Below are 18,414 nucleotides of genomic sequence, written 5' to 3'. Positions count from 1 at the left end.
CCGGGCCGCTGCTTTACAGCCAGCCGCCGCCGCGTCAGTGTACCCTCAATTGTGAGCGCATAACATTTTAGCGGAGATCCTATGCAACCTGAACCTGCTGCCCTGTCGCTGGCCGACCTGCTGGCCCAGCGCCCCTGGGAGATGCCCCATCTGACCCACCTCCACCGGCTGGCGGCCCATCCGCCGTTTGCCAGCTGGCGTGACCCGCAAGCCGCCCGTGATGAGGCCCCCTCCCCCAGCCACCTTGGCCTGAATGGCGAGTGGGCATTCAGCTACTTCCCGCGGCCGGAGGCGGTGCCAGCCAGCTGGCTGGAGGCGGATCTGCCAGAGGCCGCCACGCTGGCGGTGCCCGCCAACTGGCAGCTGGCGGGCTACGATGCGCCCATCTACACCAACGTGCAGTACCCGATTCCGGTCAACCCGCCCTTTGTGCCAGCCGAGAACCCCACCGGCTGCTACTCCCGCCATCTGCGCGTGCCGGAGGCGTGGCTGGCAGAGGGGCAGACGCGCATCATCTTTGATGGCGTCAATGCCGCCTTTGCCCTCTGGTGCAACGGGCAGTTCGCCGGTTTCTCCCAAGACAGCCGCCTGCCAGCCGAGTTTGACCTGACGCCGTTCCTCCATGCTGGTGAGAACCGGCTGGCGGTGATGGTGCTGCGCTGGTGCGCCGGCAGCTATCTTGAGGATCAGGATATGTGGCGCATGAGCGGCATTTACCGTGACGTCAGCCTGCTGCATAAACCGGCGGTACACCTGACGGACGTGCGGCTCACCACGCCGCTGGCGGCGGATCTGCGCCACGGCGAGCTGGTGGCCGAGGTGCACGCCAACCTGACGCCGGATCAGCAACAGGCCTACCGGGTGGAGGTGACACTGTGGGACGGCGACGAGCAGGTGGCGACGCAGGCGCTGCCGTTTGGCAGTGAGACAGTGGATGAGCGCGGTGCCTACCACGACCGCGTGACGCTGCGGCTGCCGGTGGCCGCCCCGCGCCTGTGGAGCGCGGAGCAGCCGGCGCTCTACCGCGCGGTGGTGGCGCTCTATCAGCTCTCTGGCGAGCTGGTGGAGGCGGAGGCGTATGACGTCGGGTTCCGCCGGGTTGCGATTGAGCATGGCCTGCTGACGCTCAACGGCCAGCCACTGCTGATCCGGGGCACCAACCGCCACGAACACCACCCGGAGCATGGGCAGGTGATGGATGAGGCCACCATGTTGCAGGACATCCGGCTGATGAAGCAGCACAACTTCAACGCAGTGCGCTGTTCGCACTACCCCAACGTGCCGCTTTGGTATCGCCTGTGCGATCGCCACGGGCTGTATGTGGTGGATGAGGCGAACATTGAGACCCACGGTATGCAGCCGATGAACCGGCTATCAGACGACCCGCGCTGGTTCCCGGCCTTCAGCGATCGCGTTACCCGCATGGTGCAGCGCGACCGCAACCACGCCTGCATTATCATCTGGTCACTGGGCAATGAGTCGGGCCACGGCAGCACCCACGATGCCCTCTACCGCTGGATAAAATCGGCTGACCCGACCCGCCCGGTGCAGTATGAGGGCGGCGGCGCCAACAGTGCCGCCACGGACATTGTCTGCCCGATGTATGCCCGCGTGGATGAAGACCAGCCCTTCCCGGCCGTACCCAAATGGTCGCTGGCGAAGTGGATCGCCCTGCCCGGCGAGCAGCGCCCGCTGATCCTCTGCGAGTACGCCCACGCGATGGGCAACAGCTTTGGCGGCTTTGACCGCTACTGGCGCGCCTTCCGCCAGCACCCGCGACTTCAGGGCGGTTTTGTCTGGGACTGGGCGGATCAGTCCCTGACGCGGCTGGACGAGGCGGGCAACCCGTGGCAAGCCTACGGCGGCGATTTTGGCGATACGCCGAACGATCGCCAGTTCTGCATGAACGGGCTGGTGTTCGCCGACCGCACGCCGCATCCGGCGCTGCTGGAGGCGCAGCGCGCCCAGCAATTCTTCCAGTTCCGGCTGCTCGGCCACGATCCGCTGACGCTGGAGGTGAGCAGTGAGTTCCTGTTCCGCCATAGCGATAACGAGACTCTGCGCTGGCGGATTGAGCATGACGGCGAGCTGCTGGAGAGCGGCGAGCTGGCGCTGGATCTGCCGCCGCGCGCCACCCGCACCCTGACGCTGCCAGCCACCCTGCCGCGCGCGCCGCTGGGTGGCGAGTGCTGGCTGCTGGTGGAGGTGATGCAGCCAGCGGCGACCGGCTGGTCAGACGCCGGCCACCGCAGCGCGTGGGATCAGTGGCAACTGCCGCAGACGCTGGCCCTACCAACGACGCCGCCGCCCGGCGAGGCCCCGCGCCTGCACAGCAGCGACGCGGCCTATGAGGTGACGCACGGCGACCAGCGCTGGCACTTCTGCCGCACCACCGGCACGCTGACGCAGTGGCAGTCACAGGGCGCGCCGGGGCTGCTCTCCCCCTTCGAAGACCAGTTCACGCGCGCGCCGCTGGACAATGACATCGGCGTCAGCGAGGTCACGCGCATCGATCCCAACGCTTGGGTAGAGCGCTGGAAGCAGGCTGGCTACTACCGGCTGGCGCCGCGGCTGCTGGCCTTGACGGCAGCGCAGTTGCCGGACGGCGTGCTGCTGACCAGCGACCACGCCTACGAGGCCGATGGCCGGGCGCTGCTGCGCAGCCGCAAGCTGTGGCGCATCGACGATCAGGGCACTTTGCATGTCAGTGTGGAGGTCGAGGTGGGCGCGGGCCTGCCGCCGCCAGCGCGCATCGGCCTGCGTACCCAGCTGGCGACGGAGCAGGATCAGGCCAGCTGGCTGGGACTGGGGCCGCATGAGAACTACCCGGATCGCCAATTGGCGGCGCGCCCTGGCCGCTGGACACTGCCATTGGCGGCGCTCAGCACCCCCTACGTCTTCCCGACCGAGAATGGCTTGCGCTGCGACACCCGCCAACTTACCTATGGCGACTGGTGCATTGAGGGCCACTTCCACTTTGGCCTGAGCCGCCACAGCCGGGAGCAACTCACCGAGGCCAGCCACCGCCACCTGCTGCGTGAGGAGCCGGGAGCCTGGCTGAACCTCGATGGCCACCACATGGGCGTCGGCGGGGATGACTCCTGGAGCCCCAGCGTCCATCAGGATTTCCTGCTCAGCGCGCCGCGTTACCACTACCAACTGCGATTCACCCGCGGCTAACCCCCACGGCGGCGCGCAATGCGCCGCCACTTTGCCAAAAATATCAACAGCATGGACAAAATAGCGGCAAACGAAACACTTTTGCTGACAACCCTTTGACAGCACCACGGCAGGCCGTTATTATGCGCCCCGTTCACACGATTCCTCTGTAGTTCAGTCGGTAGAACGGCGGACTGTTAATCCGTATGTCACTGGTTCGAGTCCAGTCAGAGGAGCCACATTTTAGTTTCAAGCCCTTTGTGAATCCATTATCCAAGTCGGATTTAACAAAGTAGCGTGAGACACTCCCCCAATGCGCACCCGTTTTTCCTGCCGCATCACGATGTCTGGTTATCCCCGCTAAAATCACTGTCACACGCTGCGACAACATTAGCTTTTATACAGCCAGCGCGCTAACGTTCCTGAACCAACGGCCAGCAGAAACTCAATCCCAACGATAGTACCGTAGCTGCTTTATGGCTGATTTGAAGGCTATTAATAAATAGCGCCCAAAGACAGGCATCAATTGGCATATTATTTCATAGGTATATAAATCGGGGTACGAGCTGTGCAGCTTGCACAGCCCAAGTCTTTATCTTCATGGGTACAAAATAATATTGCCGTAGCAAATATCTGTTCAGTACTGTTTGGATAGGTTTCTTTCGGCTATTTGGGCTTTGACAGCAGTACGGTTAATTTCTCCATCACCAAAACATGGCCTGGGCAGAATGATATCGCGGCATTGCCATCCATCCGAGGGATAACCTCTATCCCGGTAAAATCAGGTATCGCAAGTTTGGCTCCGCATTCAATAAGTTCCATGCCACCAATCCCAACACAATACGCCCCCGCTGCAACCGCAGATGTCACACCACTTTTGGAATCTTCGAAGACAATGGTTTTCTCCGCTGGAATGGCAAGGCGTTCGGCTGCCAGCAAATAAGGGTCAGGAAATGGTTTTCCCTTGGAGACATCATCGCGTTCAACAATCACTGAAATACAGTGTTGCACTTGAAGCATGGCTGCGACGCGATCGATTTTTTCCCTCCAACCACTGGTTACAATGCCAACGCTAATCCCTGCATCATCCAAGGAAGAGATGAGTTGTGCCACACCGGGTATAGGATCGTAGATCGCTGTATTTTCCACATGAATAATATGCGCCTGCACCCTTTTCTGATCGTCCAGTGACAAATCATTGAACAACGTCTGAATAGTATGCGGCCCTGGTTGCCCATGAATATGTTTGACCATCTCCTCTTCCGATATTTTTTTGCCGTACATGCCAGCCGCTTCATGCCACGCTTTCTCTATCACAGCGTTTGAATCGATCAGCACTCCATCCATGTCAAACAATACAGCGGCAAATCTCGTATTGGCATCACACATTTTCGCTCTCCTTATTAATATCGCTCATTCCCATGAGGTGGGATGCAATAACAATTTGACCTAATGAGATACCCCCGTCATTCGGCATATCTCTATTCCCTTATTTCAAAGCCCATCAATAAAAAGGAGTTCTGTGCAAGGATGGGTGAAATATCTCTCCCTTTACTCCCCGCCCTTGTTATCATGGGCCTCCTGTAGGTGCATGTATAATTCCATTTTCTCAGGATTCGATAAATGAAAGGAATAGATATCAAATTGCTACGTGCTTTTGTTACGTTAGCGCAAGAGGGAAGTTATAAAAATGCTGCGGAAGTGCTTTTCCTTACCCAACCTGCCCTATCAAAACAAATACAGACGTTAGAAAAATTGACTGGCAGGCATCTCTTTTTGCGTGGCCGTCATGGTGCAACCCTGACTGTTTTTGGCGCGCAGCTTTTTTCCAAGGCAAATGCACTGTTGCAGTCTCATGCTGATTTTCTGAATTATGCGAAAGAAATAAATAGAAAAAGCCATGAGAAGTTGTTTATTGGCTTTGGCATATCCTCATTCCATAATGTTCCTCTATGGATAAATCAGTTTCATCACAATTTTCCTGAGTGCGATGTCGTTATTAATCAACTTCCCTCCAGCGTTCAGATGAAGATGTTGCAGGAAGGGAGCCTACATGCCGGATTTGTTCGGATGCCGGTCACCCACGGCCTCTCATGCCAGGTGATTTATGAGGAGACACTCACCCTTGCGGTACCACCAGACAGTCATATCGAGAATCTGACCATCCAAAGGGCGTTGTCCTCCTATCCATTACTTCAGATAGCGCCATCTGCCAGTCCCTGCCTGGCCGAGCAAACCGCTCTGTTCTTACAAAATAACCACCTGAGTGCTGATCCTGTTCCAGTCACCGATGATATTACGACGCTTTTGGCACTGGTCGCGGGTGGAAACGGCGTTGCTTTTTTGCCAGAGAGTGTCCGGCACTTTTTGCCGGAGGGTGTAAAACTCATTATTCCTCCAGAAAAACAGCTCCGCTGGAGTATTGCCGTGGCATGGAATTCCAAGATAACCAGCCATTGGCGGGACAATTTTCTACAACTTGTTTTGGCAGGCCAGTGAGAAAGCAACGGTGGAGGTTAATTGTGATAAGGGGCAGCCAAGCGTCGCCCTTCTCAATGACGCACTGTTATGCACTCCCCGCTGAAGACGCAGGCACACCACAGCTCCAGTGGAATAGCGCCCATTTATCGGGCAGGTCAAGCTTGACCAGCGCCCGCTCCAGATAGGTGCGGATGGTGCAGCTGCGAACCTGGAGCCGTTGCGCCAGCTGTTCAATGCTGATTCCCTCCAGTATCCCGCAGCACACCTCTACTTCACGCTGGGAGAGCGAGATGCCGCACTGTGCCAGCCGTGCGCCAAAGCGGCTGGAGAGGGTTTGCAGGTTGCCCGTCAGCGCCATGATCTGCGCATGTTTGCTCAGTAGCGTCAGGATCATCGGCCCCTGTTCACGCAGTTGCGCCAGCTGCTGTGGGCTGAATCCTTGCTGCCCCTGCCGGGTGAAGAGCGACCAGGTATACACCGCGTGGGCATCGCCGCCAAGCAGCATACACTCCATGCCCAGCCGGCAGCGCTTTACCAGCGCCCAATAGGCGCTGTCTGCGTCATGCTCCCGGGCGCCCTGGATAACCTGCTGAACGGACTCCCCTTCCGCCAAATGCGGCAGGATGTCGTGCCGCCACTCTCCTTCATGGGCGTAGAGCGCCAGCGCCTGATGGATGGTCTGCGGCTCAATGCTGCTGACCGAAAAAAGCACGTCGACCGGCACGCTCTGGTGGGGCGAAGGGAAGCGCAGCGACGCCCGGTGGAAGCGCAGTGCGATGGTGTGGTAGATGGCCGGCAACCTCAGTAGGTCAGCCACCCACTGCTGCAAGTGACAGGGAAAGGCTGGCGTACCGAGGTCGGCCAACAGACGCTGGAAATGGCGATAGGACTGCATAGTCTTCACCTGCCGTGGCTGTCACTCCTCTGGTGGGGGGCTGGCCGGGTATAGACGCAACGCCCTTTGAACCAGGTCTGCACCACGCCCACCGCGCCAATCTCCGCAGGGGCGAGAGGCAGCAGATCCCGGTCAAGAATCACCAGGTCAGCATATTTCCCGACGCTCAGCGAACCTGTGAACTCCTCCATAAAATTCGCCACCGCTTGGTTGAGGGTGCAGGCCAGCAGCATCGGCTCTACGCCCGCCCGCTCTTCGGGCCACGGCGCGTGGTGGTGCACCGGGTTGTCATAGTCGAAGACCCACGGGTGATAGTTATCCGCGGGCTGACGGGTGACGGCGGTCTCGATGCCGATAAGCGGATTCGGCCAGGGGGTCACCGGGTAGTCGCTGGCATTGGTTACCCGCACGCCAGCATCAAAGAACGACTTCACCGGGTAGAGGTAGTGCTCCGCGATCTCCGCGCCCACCCACGGCGCAATCATCAGCCAGGTCTCATCCCGCTCGGCCCAAAAGGTATTGAGCATCACCGTCACATCGAGCTGCCGGAAACGGGGCATATCCTCCGGTGCGCAGGCGGTGGCATGGGCGATGCAGTGCCGCGCATCACGCGCGCCGTTCTGCGACCGGGCGAACGCCAGGGCATCCAGCGTCTGCCGCACCGCCCCATCGCCGATGCAGTGGACATGGATCTGCATCTGCGCCTTATCCAGCGCGGCAAACAGCGCCTTCATCCGCCCGGCCTCCCAGTTCTGCTCGCCGTAGTACTCTGCGCCCTTCTCCGCGGCGGCGGCATAGGGGTGCAGCATCCGTGCGGTTTTGGTCTCGAAGATCCCGTCGCAAAAAAACTTGATGGCCGAGACGCGGAAATGCGGGTCGTGCGTGGCATCCAGCGGCGGGTTATCCTGCTGGCAGCGGGCGAGCAGTGCCGCACACTGCTCCACCCCCTGCGCCGGATCGGCCAGATAGGCCCCGCGCAAGTGCATCGCCAGCTTGCCTTCGCTGTCCAGCTCGCGCAGGGCCTGCACCGCATTGCGGCCGTGGATGTCCAGCCAGGGATCGCAGGCGGCCACCAGCCCCAGCGTGTGGGCGGTCTGCTGGAATGCCACTATCGCCGCCTTGTACTCCTCCACCGGCCAATCGGGCAGCCGATCCAGCACCAGCGCCTGTGCCGTCTCGCGCAGGCAGCCGCTGGGGGAGCCATCGGCATCACGTTCAATCCGGCCGTTGTGGGGATCGGGCGTCTCGGCGGTGATCCCGGCCAGCGCCAGTGCGGCGGAGTTGACCCACAGCGAATGGTAGGTGTCAGCGGCGATGGCAATCGGCATCTCGCTGGAGAGCGCGTCCAGCCACTCTTTGCGTGGCCCGGTGTCGGGGAACAGCGCCTCCAGAAAGCCGCCGCCGCGCAAAAAGGGAGCGTCCGGGCGGCTCACCAGCTTCTGTTGGATGGCAGCAAGGCACGCCTCGGCGCTCTGCAACCCTTTCAGGTTGATGCCGCAATGCTCATCGGCAGCCAGCGTATAGTGGCAGTGGCCATCGTGAAAGCCGGGGATCATCATGCGGCCCGCGAGGTCAACCACGCGGGTGTGGTCACCGACCCAGCGCATCACCTCTTCGTCACTGCCGACGCACACAATCCTCTCCCCCACCACCGCCAGCGCGGTGGCAGCAACACGGTCATCCGCCGTCCAGAGGCGGCCACGTACAAACACGGTATCAGCTTTCATGGGTTGCTCCTTGTGGGCGGTCAGGGGTCACGGCAGGCTTCTCACAGCGGCGGATAAAGAACTCACCCACGCCCAGCGTCAGCATGACGCCAATCGCGATAAACCCGGCGTTGGCGACCTTGAACGGCTGGCCGGGCACCCAGATCAGAAACAGCGCGGTGAGCAGCAGGATCGCCTGTGCCAGACGCATCAGCGCCACCACCAGCCAGGCTGGGCCGGGGAACCGGTAGGGGCGCGGGGTGGGGTCATTTTTGCGTAGCGTCAGGAAGGCCTGAAAATTCACGAAGTAAGGGATCAGCAGCAGAATGGTGGTGGAGGAGAAGATCGACCAGAACATCTCCTGGGCGCTGCCGGAGAGCGCGCTGCTGGCGATAGTCATTACCGTGGTGATGATGCCGCCGACAATCAGCGCCCCCGCCGGGCTGTCGTGGCGTGGGTGGGATCGCCCCAGCAGCGCGGGCAGCGCATGGGACTGGGCGGTGGCCTGCGCGATCCGGCTGGTTGCCAGCATCCACATCAGCGCCTGCGCCCCCATCGCCGCGAGATAGAGCACGCCGATGAGGCAGATGATCACCGTGGCCAGCGTGCCGTCGCCCAGCCCCAGCCGGAAGCAGTCGATGATGCCGCCAATGATGTCCACCTCACCGGCGGGGATCACCAGCAGCACGCCGGTCACCGCAATCACGTTCAGGCCAATCACCAGAATGACATTGCTGAGCGAGGCGATCGGCACGTCCTTGCGGGGATTTTTCATGGCCGCTGCCGCCGCTGACATGGTCTCAAAGCCGAGGAAGTTGTAGATCAGGGCCGGGATGAAGACCATCGCCTGACCGTAGGCGGGCTTCATCGCCTGCCATGAGAAGGTGTTTTTCGGCGCGTGCCCCTGCATCAGATAGACCATGCCGGAGACCATCAGCCCAATCGCCATGATGATCTTCACCAGCGCGGCAAAGTTGATGATGCCGGTGGAGTTTTTCATTGGGCGCAGGGCAAACCAGGTGATGACCCAGACCACCAGTATGCTGGCGAGGGCCTTCTCCGCCAACCCCATCTCAATGCCCACCAACTGGCAGAAGACATTGACGATGATGGTCATGGCGGACGAAATCCACATCGCGTTGCCGCACCAATACATCCAGGCGATACGCGCGCCCCAGCGCTGCCCGTAAGCGCGGGTGATCCAGGCGTACAGCCCGCCATTTTCTGGCCAGGCCGCGCCCTGCTCCGCCACCATCAAACAGCCGGGGAAGAAAAACACTGCGCCAATGATGATCATCCAGCCGATCGCGGACACGCCCATCGCCGCCACCGGGGCAATGGTATCGATGAAAAAGATGGCGCACACCAGACCGAGGATAATGTCCCGCCGTCTGAGCACAAATTGCGGCTCCGCGCTTTGCTGGCACGGAGTGTTTTTTACTTTACGTAATTTACCCACCATCAACGCCTCCCAAAACCTAAGATATGTTGCTGGCGACTAGGTTAGGGCGGCGGAAAAGTCCTGTATGTCCGAGTTATTGGGACAAAGGCGCGGTTCAGGGCGGCCAAATCGCGCTGGGTTGATTTAACGCAATGTTCTGTTCGCGCCCATAAAAAAGCCCGCACCAACGGGCGCGGGCGGTGTGGCCATTGGCGGGCGATCAATATTTGATGTCGCGCGCCTCCTGGCGTCCATCCTGTTTCTGCTCGCGTTTATCTTCGCGGCAGTCGTGGTTGCTTTGGTCATCATCCAGCACACAGCGGCGTTTGTCCTGCCGCGCATCCTGGCGGGTATCCTGCCGCGTGTCGCGGGCCTCGCGGCGCTGCTCCGCCTGCTCGGTGGCGTGCGCGGGCGCCAGGGCGCCCATCAGCATCAGCGCGCTGGTCAGCAGCGTGCCGGCAATCTTTATGTTCATCACTCTCTCCTCCATTATGCTCGCCAGCGTCGCCGGCAAATCTGTTTACGCGGCGTTGATCATAGGGTGCCGCCCGGCAAGATTCAGCGGGGAGAAGCGTAACAACCGTTGCCGGCGGTATAAAAAGGTTAAAGAGTGCAAGCAGCCATTTCGTCCTATTTATCAGATGGATAACTAAAATCCCACCATAGAAAAACCAAATAATGCCCAGCTTCCTCCCGCCGAGAATTGTCTGATTTTTCACCGCATTCGGGCAGGGCCGCCTTTCACCCGGCAAAGGGCGGCGCTTGCCACTACAGTTAAAGGGTCTTCTCCACTATAAGGATAAAACGATGAAAGCCCTGACTTATCACGGCCCCTATCAGGTCAGCGTCGATAATGTTGCCGACCCGGGGATTGTTAACCAGGATGACATTATCCTGCGAGTGACGGCCACCGCCATCTGTGGCTCTGACCTGCACCTCTATCGCGGCAAGATCCCCCAGACGGAGCACGGCGACATCTTCGGCCATGAGTTTATGGGCGAAGTGGTGGAGGCTGGTCGCGAGGTGACCGCCGTCCAGAAGGGTGACCGGGTGGTGATCCCGTTTGTGATCGCCTGCGGTGACTGCTTCTTCTGCCGGATGCAGCAGTTTGCCGCCTGTGAAACCACCAACACCGGCCGTGGTGCCATCATCAACAAGAAGCAGATCCCACCGCCGGCGGCGCTGTTTGGCTTTAGCCACCTCTATGGCGGCATCCCCGGCGGGCAGGCGGAGTACGTGCGGGTGCCGAAGGCCAACACCGGCCCGTTCAAGGTGCCGGATGTGCTGTCAGATGACAAAGTGCTGTTTTTGAGCGACATCCTGCCGACCGCCTGGCAGGCGGTGAAGAATGGGCAGGTTGGCAAAGGCTCGCGGGTGGCGATTTTCGGGGCTGGCCCGGTGGGCCTGCTGAGCGCCGCCTGCGCCCGGATGCTGGGTGCCGAGCAGATCTTCATGGTGGATCACCACCCCTACCGGCTGGCATTCGCCCAGCAGCGTTACGGCGTCATTCCCATCAACTTTGATGAGATTGATGACCCGGCGGAGACCATCATTGAGCAGACGCCGGGCAACCGTGGCGTGGATGCGGTGATCGACGCGGTTGGCTTTGAGGCCAAGGGCAGCATGACCGAAACCATCCTCGCCAACCTCAAGCTGGAGGGGAGTAGCGGCAAGGCGCTGCGCCAGTGCATCGCAGCGGTACGGCGCGGCGGCATCGTTAGCGTGCCGGGCGTCTACGCGGGCTTTATCCACGGCTTCCTGTTCGGTGACGCCTTCGACAAGGGACTGACCTTCAAGATGGGCCAGACCCACGTTCAGGCCTATCTGCCGGAGCTGTTGCCGCTGATTGAGCAGGGGCTGATCTCGCCCGAGGAGATCATCACCCACCGGCTGTCACTGTCAGACGCCGCCCGTGGTTACGAAATTTTTGAGAAAAAAGAGGAGGAGTGCCGCAAGGTGATTCTGGTGCCCGAGACGCTGGTGCCGCCAGAGCCGCTGGTGGTGCCGGAAGCCACTGCCCAAGGCATTGAGAACGGCCAGCCGCTGGTGGCCCCGGTCGTCCCGGTGGTGCCAAAAGCCACGCCGTAGCGCCTTCCCGCGCGGGCCATCCTGCCCGCGCGCTTTCCGATTTTCTCAACCCGAGTTTTCGCAAAAAACGTGATCTGATCCCATACTTTTCTGAAACCCAATGAAAAAGGAGGAACCATGAAAGCGCTCGTTTGGCATGCCGTCGGGGATATCCGTCTGGATGAGGTCGCTGACCCGCAACTGGAACAACCCACGGACGCCGTTATCCGCCTCACCTCCTCCGCCATCTGCGGCACTGACCTGCACTTTGTGCGCGGCACGTTCAGCGGCATGAAGGCTGGCACCATCCTTGGCCATGAGGGCGTCGGCATCGTCGAGCAGCTCGGCAAGGAGGTGCGCAACCTGGAGATTGGCGACCGGGTAGTGGTCTGCTCCACCGTCTCCTGCGGCGTCTGCCCGCCGTGCCGCGCTGGCAACACCGCGCAGTGCGACAACGCCAACCCCAATGGCCCGGAGGCTGGCACCTGCTTCTTCGGCGGCCCAGAGGCCACCGGCCCGGTGAACGGCTTGCAGGCCGAGAAGGCGCGCATCCCCCACGCCGCCAATACGCTGGTCAAGGTGCCGGATGAGGTGACGGACGATCAGGCCATTCTGGTCAGTGACATCTTCCCCACCGGCTGGTTTGGTGCCGAGCTGGCTGGCATCTCGCGCGGCGACACCGTGACGGTGTTCGGCTGCGGCCCGGTCGGCCAGTTCGCCATTGCCAGCGCGCTACTGATGGGTGCCGGCCGGGTGATTGCGGTTGATGGCCATGAGGATCGGCTGGCGATGGCGCGCCGTCAGGGGGCGTTTACCGTCAACTTTGAGCAGGAAGACCCGGTCGAGGTGATCAAGTCCCTGACCGGCGGCATTGGCGCGGATTGCGCGATCGATGCGGTGGGCGTTGATAGCCAGCACGCCCACCACGGCCCGGCGGCCGAGGAGGCTGCGGAGAAGGCGACCAAGTTCCAGCAGGAAGTGCAGCAGGTCGCGCCGGAGAACGCCGGTCACCAGCATGTCCACAATGGCAACTGGATCCCCGGTGACGCGCCGACGCAGGCGCTGGAGTGGGCCATCGCCACGCTGGCGAAGGCTGGCCGCCTGAGCATCATTGGCGTCTACCCACCAACGGCGGAGACCTTCCCGATTGGCAAGGCGATGAACAAGAACCTGACGATGCGGATGGGCAACTGCAATCACCACGCCATCATCCCGCACCTGCTGGAGCTGGTGCGCACCGGCGTGATTGACCCGGTGAAGGTGCTGACCCAGGTGGAGCCGCTGAGTGACGTGGTCGCTGCCTATGAGGCGTTCGACAAACGCGAGCCGGGCTGGATCAAGACCGAGCTGCAACCGGCGCAGTAAGCCGCCGACGAAAAGCCCGCCTAAGTGCTGATACCGCTCGGCTGAACGATCCGGCGGGTATGAAAAAAGCCCCATCAGGAAACTGATGGGGCTTTTTTATGCCGTAAAAACCGCTGGCGCTGAAGCGGAATATACCAGGCTATTATTTCCCAATAAGCCGCCCGTTTTCAGCTTTGTTAAATAGATATTTAATGAATGATTAAACCATAAAATATTAGTTGCAGTGATCAATTTGGGATTAATAAAAGATTAAGCAAATTTTAATTAAAATCCCCTTCCGTCTAACTTACTGTTTTTTATTTATGTCATCCTTGGCCCCTGATGTGCTGTGGATTTATTTTCGCGACGCCGGGACATTTACCCTCAATTGATATAATTTCTCTCCAAATTTTCTAGTGACTCCCAGTAATAACAACACCGTAACTTTTGCTTTTACGTTCTTTCGAAATGGAATTACCCACTGGCTTTCTCAAGCCAGGGGAATGACTCGTCAAAATAATCTTGAAGGTGAATCATGCAACGTAAAAAACTTCTCTCACTCTGTATTGCCCTGGCACTCAGCAATAATAGTTTTGCCGCTAATGCCGTCGAAGATAAAAAACCCCTGAAATGCCCGACCAATATCAACCAACTTACCCAAGAACAACGCGACGCCCTGCCCGACGCCTGTTTGATCCCGACCGCGCTCTCGCAGGAAGAGTGGACATGGGTAGCCGGCGGTGCGGTGGCCGCCGCGCTGGCGGTGGGCTTCATCGTGGCCGATGACGACAGCGGCAACCCTGCTACCGCCTCCAGCGGGGATAATGGCGGCGGCGACGATAATGGTGATAACGGCAGCGGGGATAATGGCGGCAACAATAACGGTGACGACGGCGGCGATGATAATGGTGATAACGGCGACGACGGCAGCGATGATGATGGCGATGACGTCAGCAAAACCATCGATATTAACCAAGACAGCATCGGCATTGGCGAAGGCAATATCGGCACACAACTGGCTGTAGATGGCTACACCATCAACAGCAACGCCATCACCGGCGGGCAGGCTGGCGGCACCGGCCTGAGCATCAGCGGCGACGATAACATCCTCAATACCCTCGGCCCAATTGTGGTGGATGGCACCGGCTCCACCGGCGTAGAGGTAACAGGCAATGGCAATACGTTAAATACCGACGGTGACGCCACGCTCAGCAACGGCGGTACCGGCATTGCGGTCACCGGCGACAGCAACACCCTGAACCAGCGCGGCGACATGGTGGTGGGTGACTTTGCCACCGGCATCAGCGTCAGCGGGCAGGGCAACACCGTCAACCTGAGCGCTGATAATATCGACGTGATCGGCCAACAGGCCACCGGCGTGCAGGTGGCGGGCGAGTCCAACCAAATTACCCTGACCGGCGATATGCTGGTGGATAAAGATCAGTCCTCACCGCTGGCGGCCGATAACTTTTATGATGCCACCACTGGCATCGCCGTCACTGGCAGCAACAATACGGTGGTGCTGGACGGCCACCTGCAAGTGGTGGTGGATACGGAACTGGCCTCCAAACAACGTAACGAAGAGAATGGATCGCAAGAGACACTCTCTGGCGTGACTATCAGCGGCGACGGTAACCGCGTGGAGTTACAGCAGGGCCTCCAGCTCACCGGGGAGGTGGACCAGATTGCGGATATAGAGGCAGGCAATGCGATTGCCGAACAACACATGGGTCATGGGCCAGCCGCGGCCATCACCATCGACGGCGCCTCTACCCTCTCGTTGCAGGGAGAGACCACCATCGAGGGTGATTTCCCGATCGGTGTCAACGCGTTTGCGCTCTCCAATGGCGGCCAATTGGAGATTGTTGAAGGCGCAACCTTAGATACCACCGGTATCGTCCGTTTCAATAACTACAATAATTACCGCGACCCAAACAACTTTGCACAGAATGCCAGTCTGATCGTCCTGGACTCCGGGGCATCCCTGATGAATGAGGGTACCATCCAGATAGCGGATATGACGCTGGCACAGGGTGGGGGCGAAGGCGTTTTGGTGCAAAATCAGGGCAACATCGACATCCAGCGTACCAGCATGATAGCCGGCCAGTTTGTCTTTCCCCGTGGACTGTATGCCTATGATGGAGCATCTGCCGTTAATGAAGGCGTGATCACCGGCCACATTATGAACCAGGATAGCCTTTTCAATGCCAAAATCACCTACTCCATCAGTGACCCTGGTTGGTCGAATAACAACGTAGTGGGCATCCAGTTAATGACGGCTGTCAATGGCTCCTCGGCAACCAATACGGCCGACGGCACGCTGGAAATGTATGGCCGCGGTGTTGCAATGAATGCGATTGATAACAGCACCGCAGACAACTTTGGCACCATCACCACCGATGCGCTGTGGAAAGATGCGGCCGATACCACGCAAATGGTGGACAACATCCCGTCTGACTCCGCCAAAAACTTTGCCGTCGGCATGTATGCCGGCTCAAACGGTTACAATAAAAACTCCGCCACTGCCACCAACCATCAGGGTGGCGTGATCACGGTGTATAACGCCGGGGCCGGCATGGTGGCCTATGGCTACGCCAATCGGGTCATCAATCAGGGCACCATCAACCTGGAAACCAATGAAAACGCCGAGGCGGGCCAGCCGTTGGTGGGTATGGCGGTATACGACGGCGCTACGGCCGTCAACGACACCACCGGCGTGATCAACATCAATGCCGAAAACGGTCAGGCATTCTACAGCGACGGCAATGCCAGAAACCGCATCATCAACCGCGGGCAGATTAATGTCGGCGATGGTGTGCCGGACAGCGCCGACAACAGCAGTACGCTGGCACAGGATGAACTGCCTGATGGCACAGTGCTAAGCGGTATCACTACATTGGCAAAGGAGACGATAATCTACAGCGGCGCCACCGTCAGTAACACCGGCACCGTCGAGGGCAGCCAGCTGGATGTATCAGGCACCCTAAATAATGAGAGCGGCGCCACCATCACTGCGCCGTTGATGATTGAAGATCACGGCACCGTCAATAACAGCGGTATGATCGACAGTGTCCAGCCCTCGGTCACCGACGGGACGGTTATCAACAATGCCGGCGGCACCATCCAGAACGGGGCCGTGACCGACCGCAGTACCCTGACCAACCACGGCACCTGGAATGCCACCAATAACAAAGATTTCTGGTTGCGCAACCAGAGCGTGTTAAATAATGCCGTAGACGGCACCCTTACCTTCTCGAACCAGCGCAACCTGACGGTTGAGAGTGGCTCGGTATTCAAAAACAGCGGCACCGTAACCAGCACCGATACCAACACAGACCAGATAGTGTTGCGGCTCGGCAAGAATGGCGGCAGCAGTAACAGCATCATCAACAACGGCACTATCAACCAGACCGGCAGCAGTGTATTAGTGGGATCGGCATTTGATGATGCTAACGCGGCGACCTTCTGGAATCAGGGCAATGACCTGAACGGCTACAGCGGCGTCACCGGCGAGGTGAACTATAACGCCGCCAACGGCACCGCCGTGTATATGAAAAACAGCAACACCGTGGCAATCAACGACGGCGTGATGAACATCAGCGGCAGCAACACCGTCGCTATGAAGGGTAGCAGCAATGCCCAGCTTATAAATAACGGCACCATCAACCTCGGCACCGAAGGCACCAGCGACACTGGCATGGTGGCGATGCAACTGGATGCCAACGCCACCGCCGACGCGGTGCTGGAGAACAACGGCACCATCAATATTTACGCCGCCGATTCCTACGCTTTCAGCCAACTGGGCGACAACGGCCGCATCGTTAACAACGGCAGCGTCAATCTGGCGGGTACGGGCAGTGGGCTGGTGAAAGAGAGCGACGTGCAGATTGCCGGCGTCAATGGCAACACCGACGACAAGAGCGAGACGCACTACGCCAGCTACACCCTGCCGACTGACCCGACGGCCGCCAGTACCCTGAATCAGTACACCATCGGCACCAACGCTGATGGCACCGCCGGGACGCTGACCGCCAGCAATGTGGCGCTGGGCGACGTGTCGATTGATACCGGCTTTACGCAGGGCAGCGCCGCCACGACTCAGACCTTTGAGGATGTGTTTGTTGGCGATAACATCAGCGGTGAGCAGAACATCACTTCCACCAGCGTGGTATGGAGCGCCGAAGGCCAGAAGGACGATAGCGGCAACGTGGACGTCACCATGACCAAAAACGCCTACGCGGATGTGGTGAGTGACGACAGCGTCTCCAGTATCGCCGGAGCACTGGATGCGGCTTACACCAACAATGACCTGTTCACCAGCCTCAACCTGAAGAGCACCGCGGAGTTGAACAGTGCCTTGCGCCAAATCTCCGGCAGTCAGGCGAAAAGCGTGGCACGGGATGCGCGCGTGCTGGGTAACCGCTTCGAGATGCTGGCCGACACCGCACCGGTGATGGGCAACGGACTGGCCTTCAACGTGGTGGCGAAGGGTGACCAGCGCAGTGAACTCGGCAACGATACACGCTATGACATGATGGCGCTGCGTCAGCAGTTTGCATTGGGCAACAATCAGACGCTTTCGCTGGAGTACGGTATTGCACGGCTCGATGGTGACGGTGATGTCAGCACCGCCGGTGACAACGGCGTGACCGGTGGCTACAGCCAGTTCTTCGGCGTGCAGCACAGCCTGCCGCTGGCCGAGAGTGGGTTGAGCTGGAACAACGCCGTGCGCTATGACATTCACAACCTCGACAGCAACCGGCAGGTGCAGTACGGCGACGTCAATCGCGTGGCGGACAGCGACAACAACCAGCAATATCTGGAGTTCCGCAGCGAGATGGCGAAAAGCTACACCCCGCAAAAAGGGCTGACGCTGACGCCGTTCGCGGGCATGAAGCTGCGTTACACCTCCGAAGAGGGCTATAACGAGCGCGGTGCCGGTGACTTTAACCTGCGCATGTCAGGCGTGGAGGAAACCGCCGTGGATGCGGTAGCTGGCCTGAAACTGACCTACGCTGGAGAAAACGGCTGGGCGGCGACTGCCACGCTGGAGGGCGGCCCGAACCTGAGCTACCGCCAGGGTGAACGCACTGCGTCATTGCAGGGCGCAGCCGGTCAGCGCTTCCGCGTGGAGGATGGTCAGAAAGGCGGTGGCGTCAACGGGCTGGCGCAGGTCGGCGTGAAGTACCAGAGTAAACAGGCGGCGCTGAGCGCGGATGCCTACCACTGGCAGGAGGATGGTCTGCGCGACACCGGGCTGATGGTCAACTACCGCTATCACTTCTGATCCCTGTAAACCCCGCTCGGTTAAACCATCCGGC

General features: G+C 59.7%; 10 protein-coding genes and 1 tRNA gene. 6 read left to right on the top strand and 5 right to left on the bottom strand.

The window, feature by feature from the left end; genetic code table 11:
- Window positions 1-81 precede the first annotated feature (81 nt).
- Both C1N62_RS05695 and C1N62_RS05690 read left to right on the top strand, forming a co-directional pair.
- On the top strand, window positions 82-3,180 hold the full coding sequence (locus tag C1N62_RS05695; RefSeq protein ID WP_137762716.1) for a beta-galactosidase: 3,099 nt from the start codon (window positions 82-84) through the stop codon (window positions 3,178-3,180).
- 142 nt (window positions 3,181-3,322) lie between these two features.
- A tRNA-Asn gene (locus C1N62_RS05690) sits at window positions 3,323-3,398 on the top strand.
- A 427-nt stretch (window positions 3,399-3,825) separates the two neighbouring features.
- On the opposite strand, the gene C1N62_RS05685 is transcribed toward C1N62_RS05690, so the two are convergent.
- Window positions 3,826-4,548, bottom strand: coding sequence for an HAD family phosphatase (locus tag C1N62_RS05685; protein WP_137762715.1), 723 nt, complete (start codon window positions 4,546-4,548; stop codon window positions 3,826-3,828).
- Between the two features lie 234 nt (window positions 4,549-4,782).
- Between C1N62_RS05685 and C1N62_RS05680 the strand changes: the two genes are divergently transcribed.
- Entirely contained in the window at window positions 4,783-5,658 is an 876-nt protein-coding gene (locus tag C1N62_RS05680; RefSeq protein ID WP_137762714.1) for a LysR family transcriptional regulator, read from the top strand.
- 67 nt (window positions 5,659-5,725) lie between these two features.
- Here the strand turns inward: C1N62_RS05680 and C1N62_RS05675 are convergent, their stop codons facing one another.
- The 4 genes from C1N62_RS05675 to C1N62_RS05660 form a co-directional block, all read right to left on the bottom strand.
- Complete coding sequence (locus C1N62_RS05675; RefSeq protein ID WP_137762713.1) at window positions 5,726-6,535, bottom strand: LuxR C-terminal-related transcriptional regulator; 810 nt, start codon at window positions 6,533-6,535, stop codon at window positions 5,726-5,728.
- Between the two features lie 5 nt (window positions 6,536-6,540).
- Window positions 6,541-8,262: an amidohydrolase gene (locus tag C1N62_RS05670; protein ID WP_137762712.1), complete on the bottom strand. Its 1,722-nt coding sequence runs from the start codon at window positions 8,260-8,262 to the stop codon at window positions 6,541-6,543.
- Window positions 8,252-9,640: an APC family permease gene (locus C1N62_RS05665; protein ID WP_168195813.1), complete on the bottom strand. Its 1,389-nt coding sequence runs from the start codon at window positions 9,638-9,640 to the stop codon at window positions 8,252-8,254. Before C1N62_RS05665 ends, C1N62_RS05670 begins: the two co-directional genes overlap by 11 nt.
- A gap of 262 nt (window positions 9,641-9,902) precedes the next feature.
- The gene (locus tag C1N62_RS05660) at window positions 9,903-10,157 is read right to left on the bottom strand and encodes a hypothetical protein (RefSeq protein WP_137762710.1); all 255 of its coding nucleotides are present in this window, start codon (window positions 10,155-10,157) and stop codon (window positions 9,903-9,905) included.
- Window positions 10,158-10,489: 332 nt separating this feature from the next.
- Between C1N62_RS05660 and C1N62_RS05655 the strand changes: the two genes are divergently transcribed.
- The 3 genes from C1N62_RS05655 to C1N62_RS05645 all read left to right on the top strand — a co-directional run bounded on the left by C1N62_RS05655 (window position 10,490) and on the right by C1N62_RS05645 (window position 18,380).
- On the top strand, window positions 10,490-11,770 hold the full coding sequence (locus C1N62_RS05655; protein ID WP_137762709.1) for a zinc-dependent alcohol dehydrogenase: 1,281 nt from the start codon (window positions 10,490-10,492) through the stop codon (window positions 11,768-11,770).
- A gap of 117 nt (window positions 11,771-11,887) precedes the next feature.
- Window positions 11,888-13,114: a zinc-dependent alcohol dehydrogenase gene (locus C1N62_RS05650; protein ID WP_137762708.1), complete on the top strand. Its 1,227-nt coding sequence runs from the start codon at window positions 11,888-11,890 to the stop codon at window positions 13,112-13,114.
- Window positions 13,115-13,628: 514 nt separating this feature from the next.
- A complete protein-coding gene (locus C1N62_RS05645) occupies window positions 13,629-18,380 on the top strand; it encodes an autotransporter outer membrane beta-barrel domain-containing protein (RefSeq protein WP_137762707.1) in 4,752 nt (1,583 codons plus the stop codon).
- Window positions 18,381-18,414 lie beyond the last annotated feature (34 nt).

This window comes from Nissabacter sp. SGAir0207 (assembly GCF_005491205.1).
GTDB lineage: Bacteria > Pseudomonadota > Gammaproteobacteria > Enterobacterales > Enterobacteriaceae > Chimaeribacter.
The sequence above is the reverse complement of the archived record's forward strand: the minus strand, read 5'-3'. Positions and strand labels throughout refer to the sequence as shown.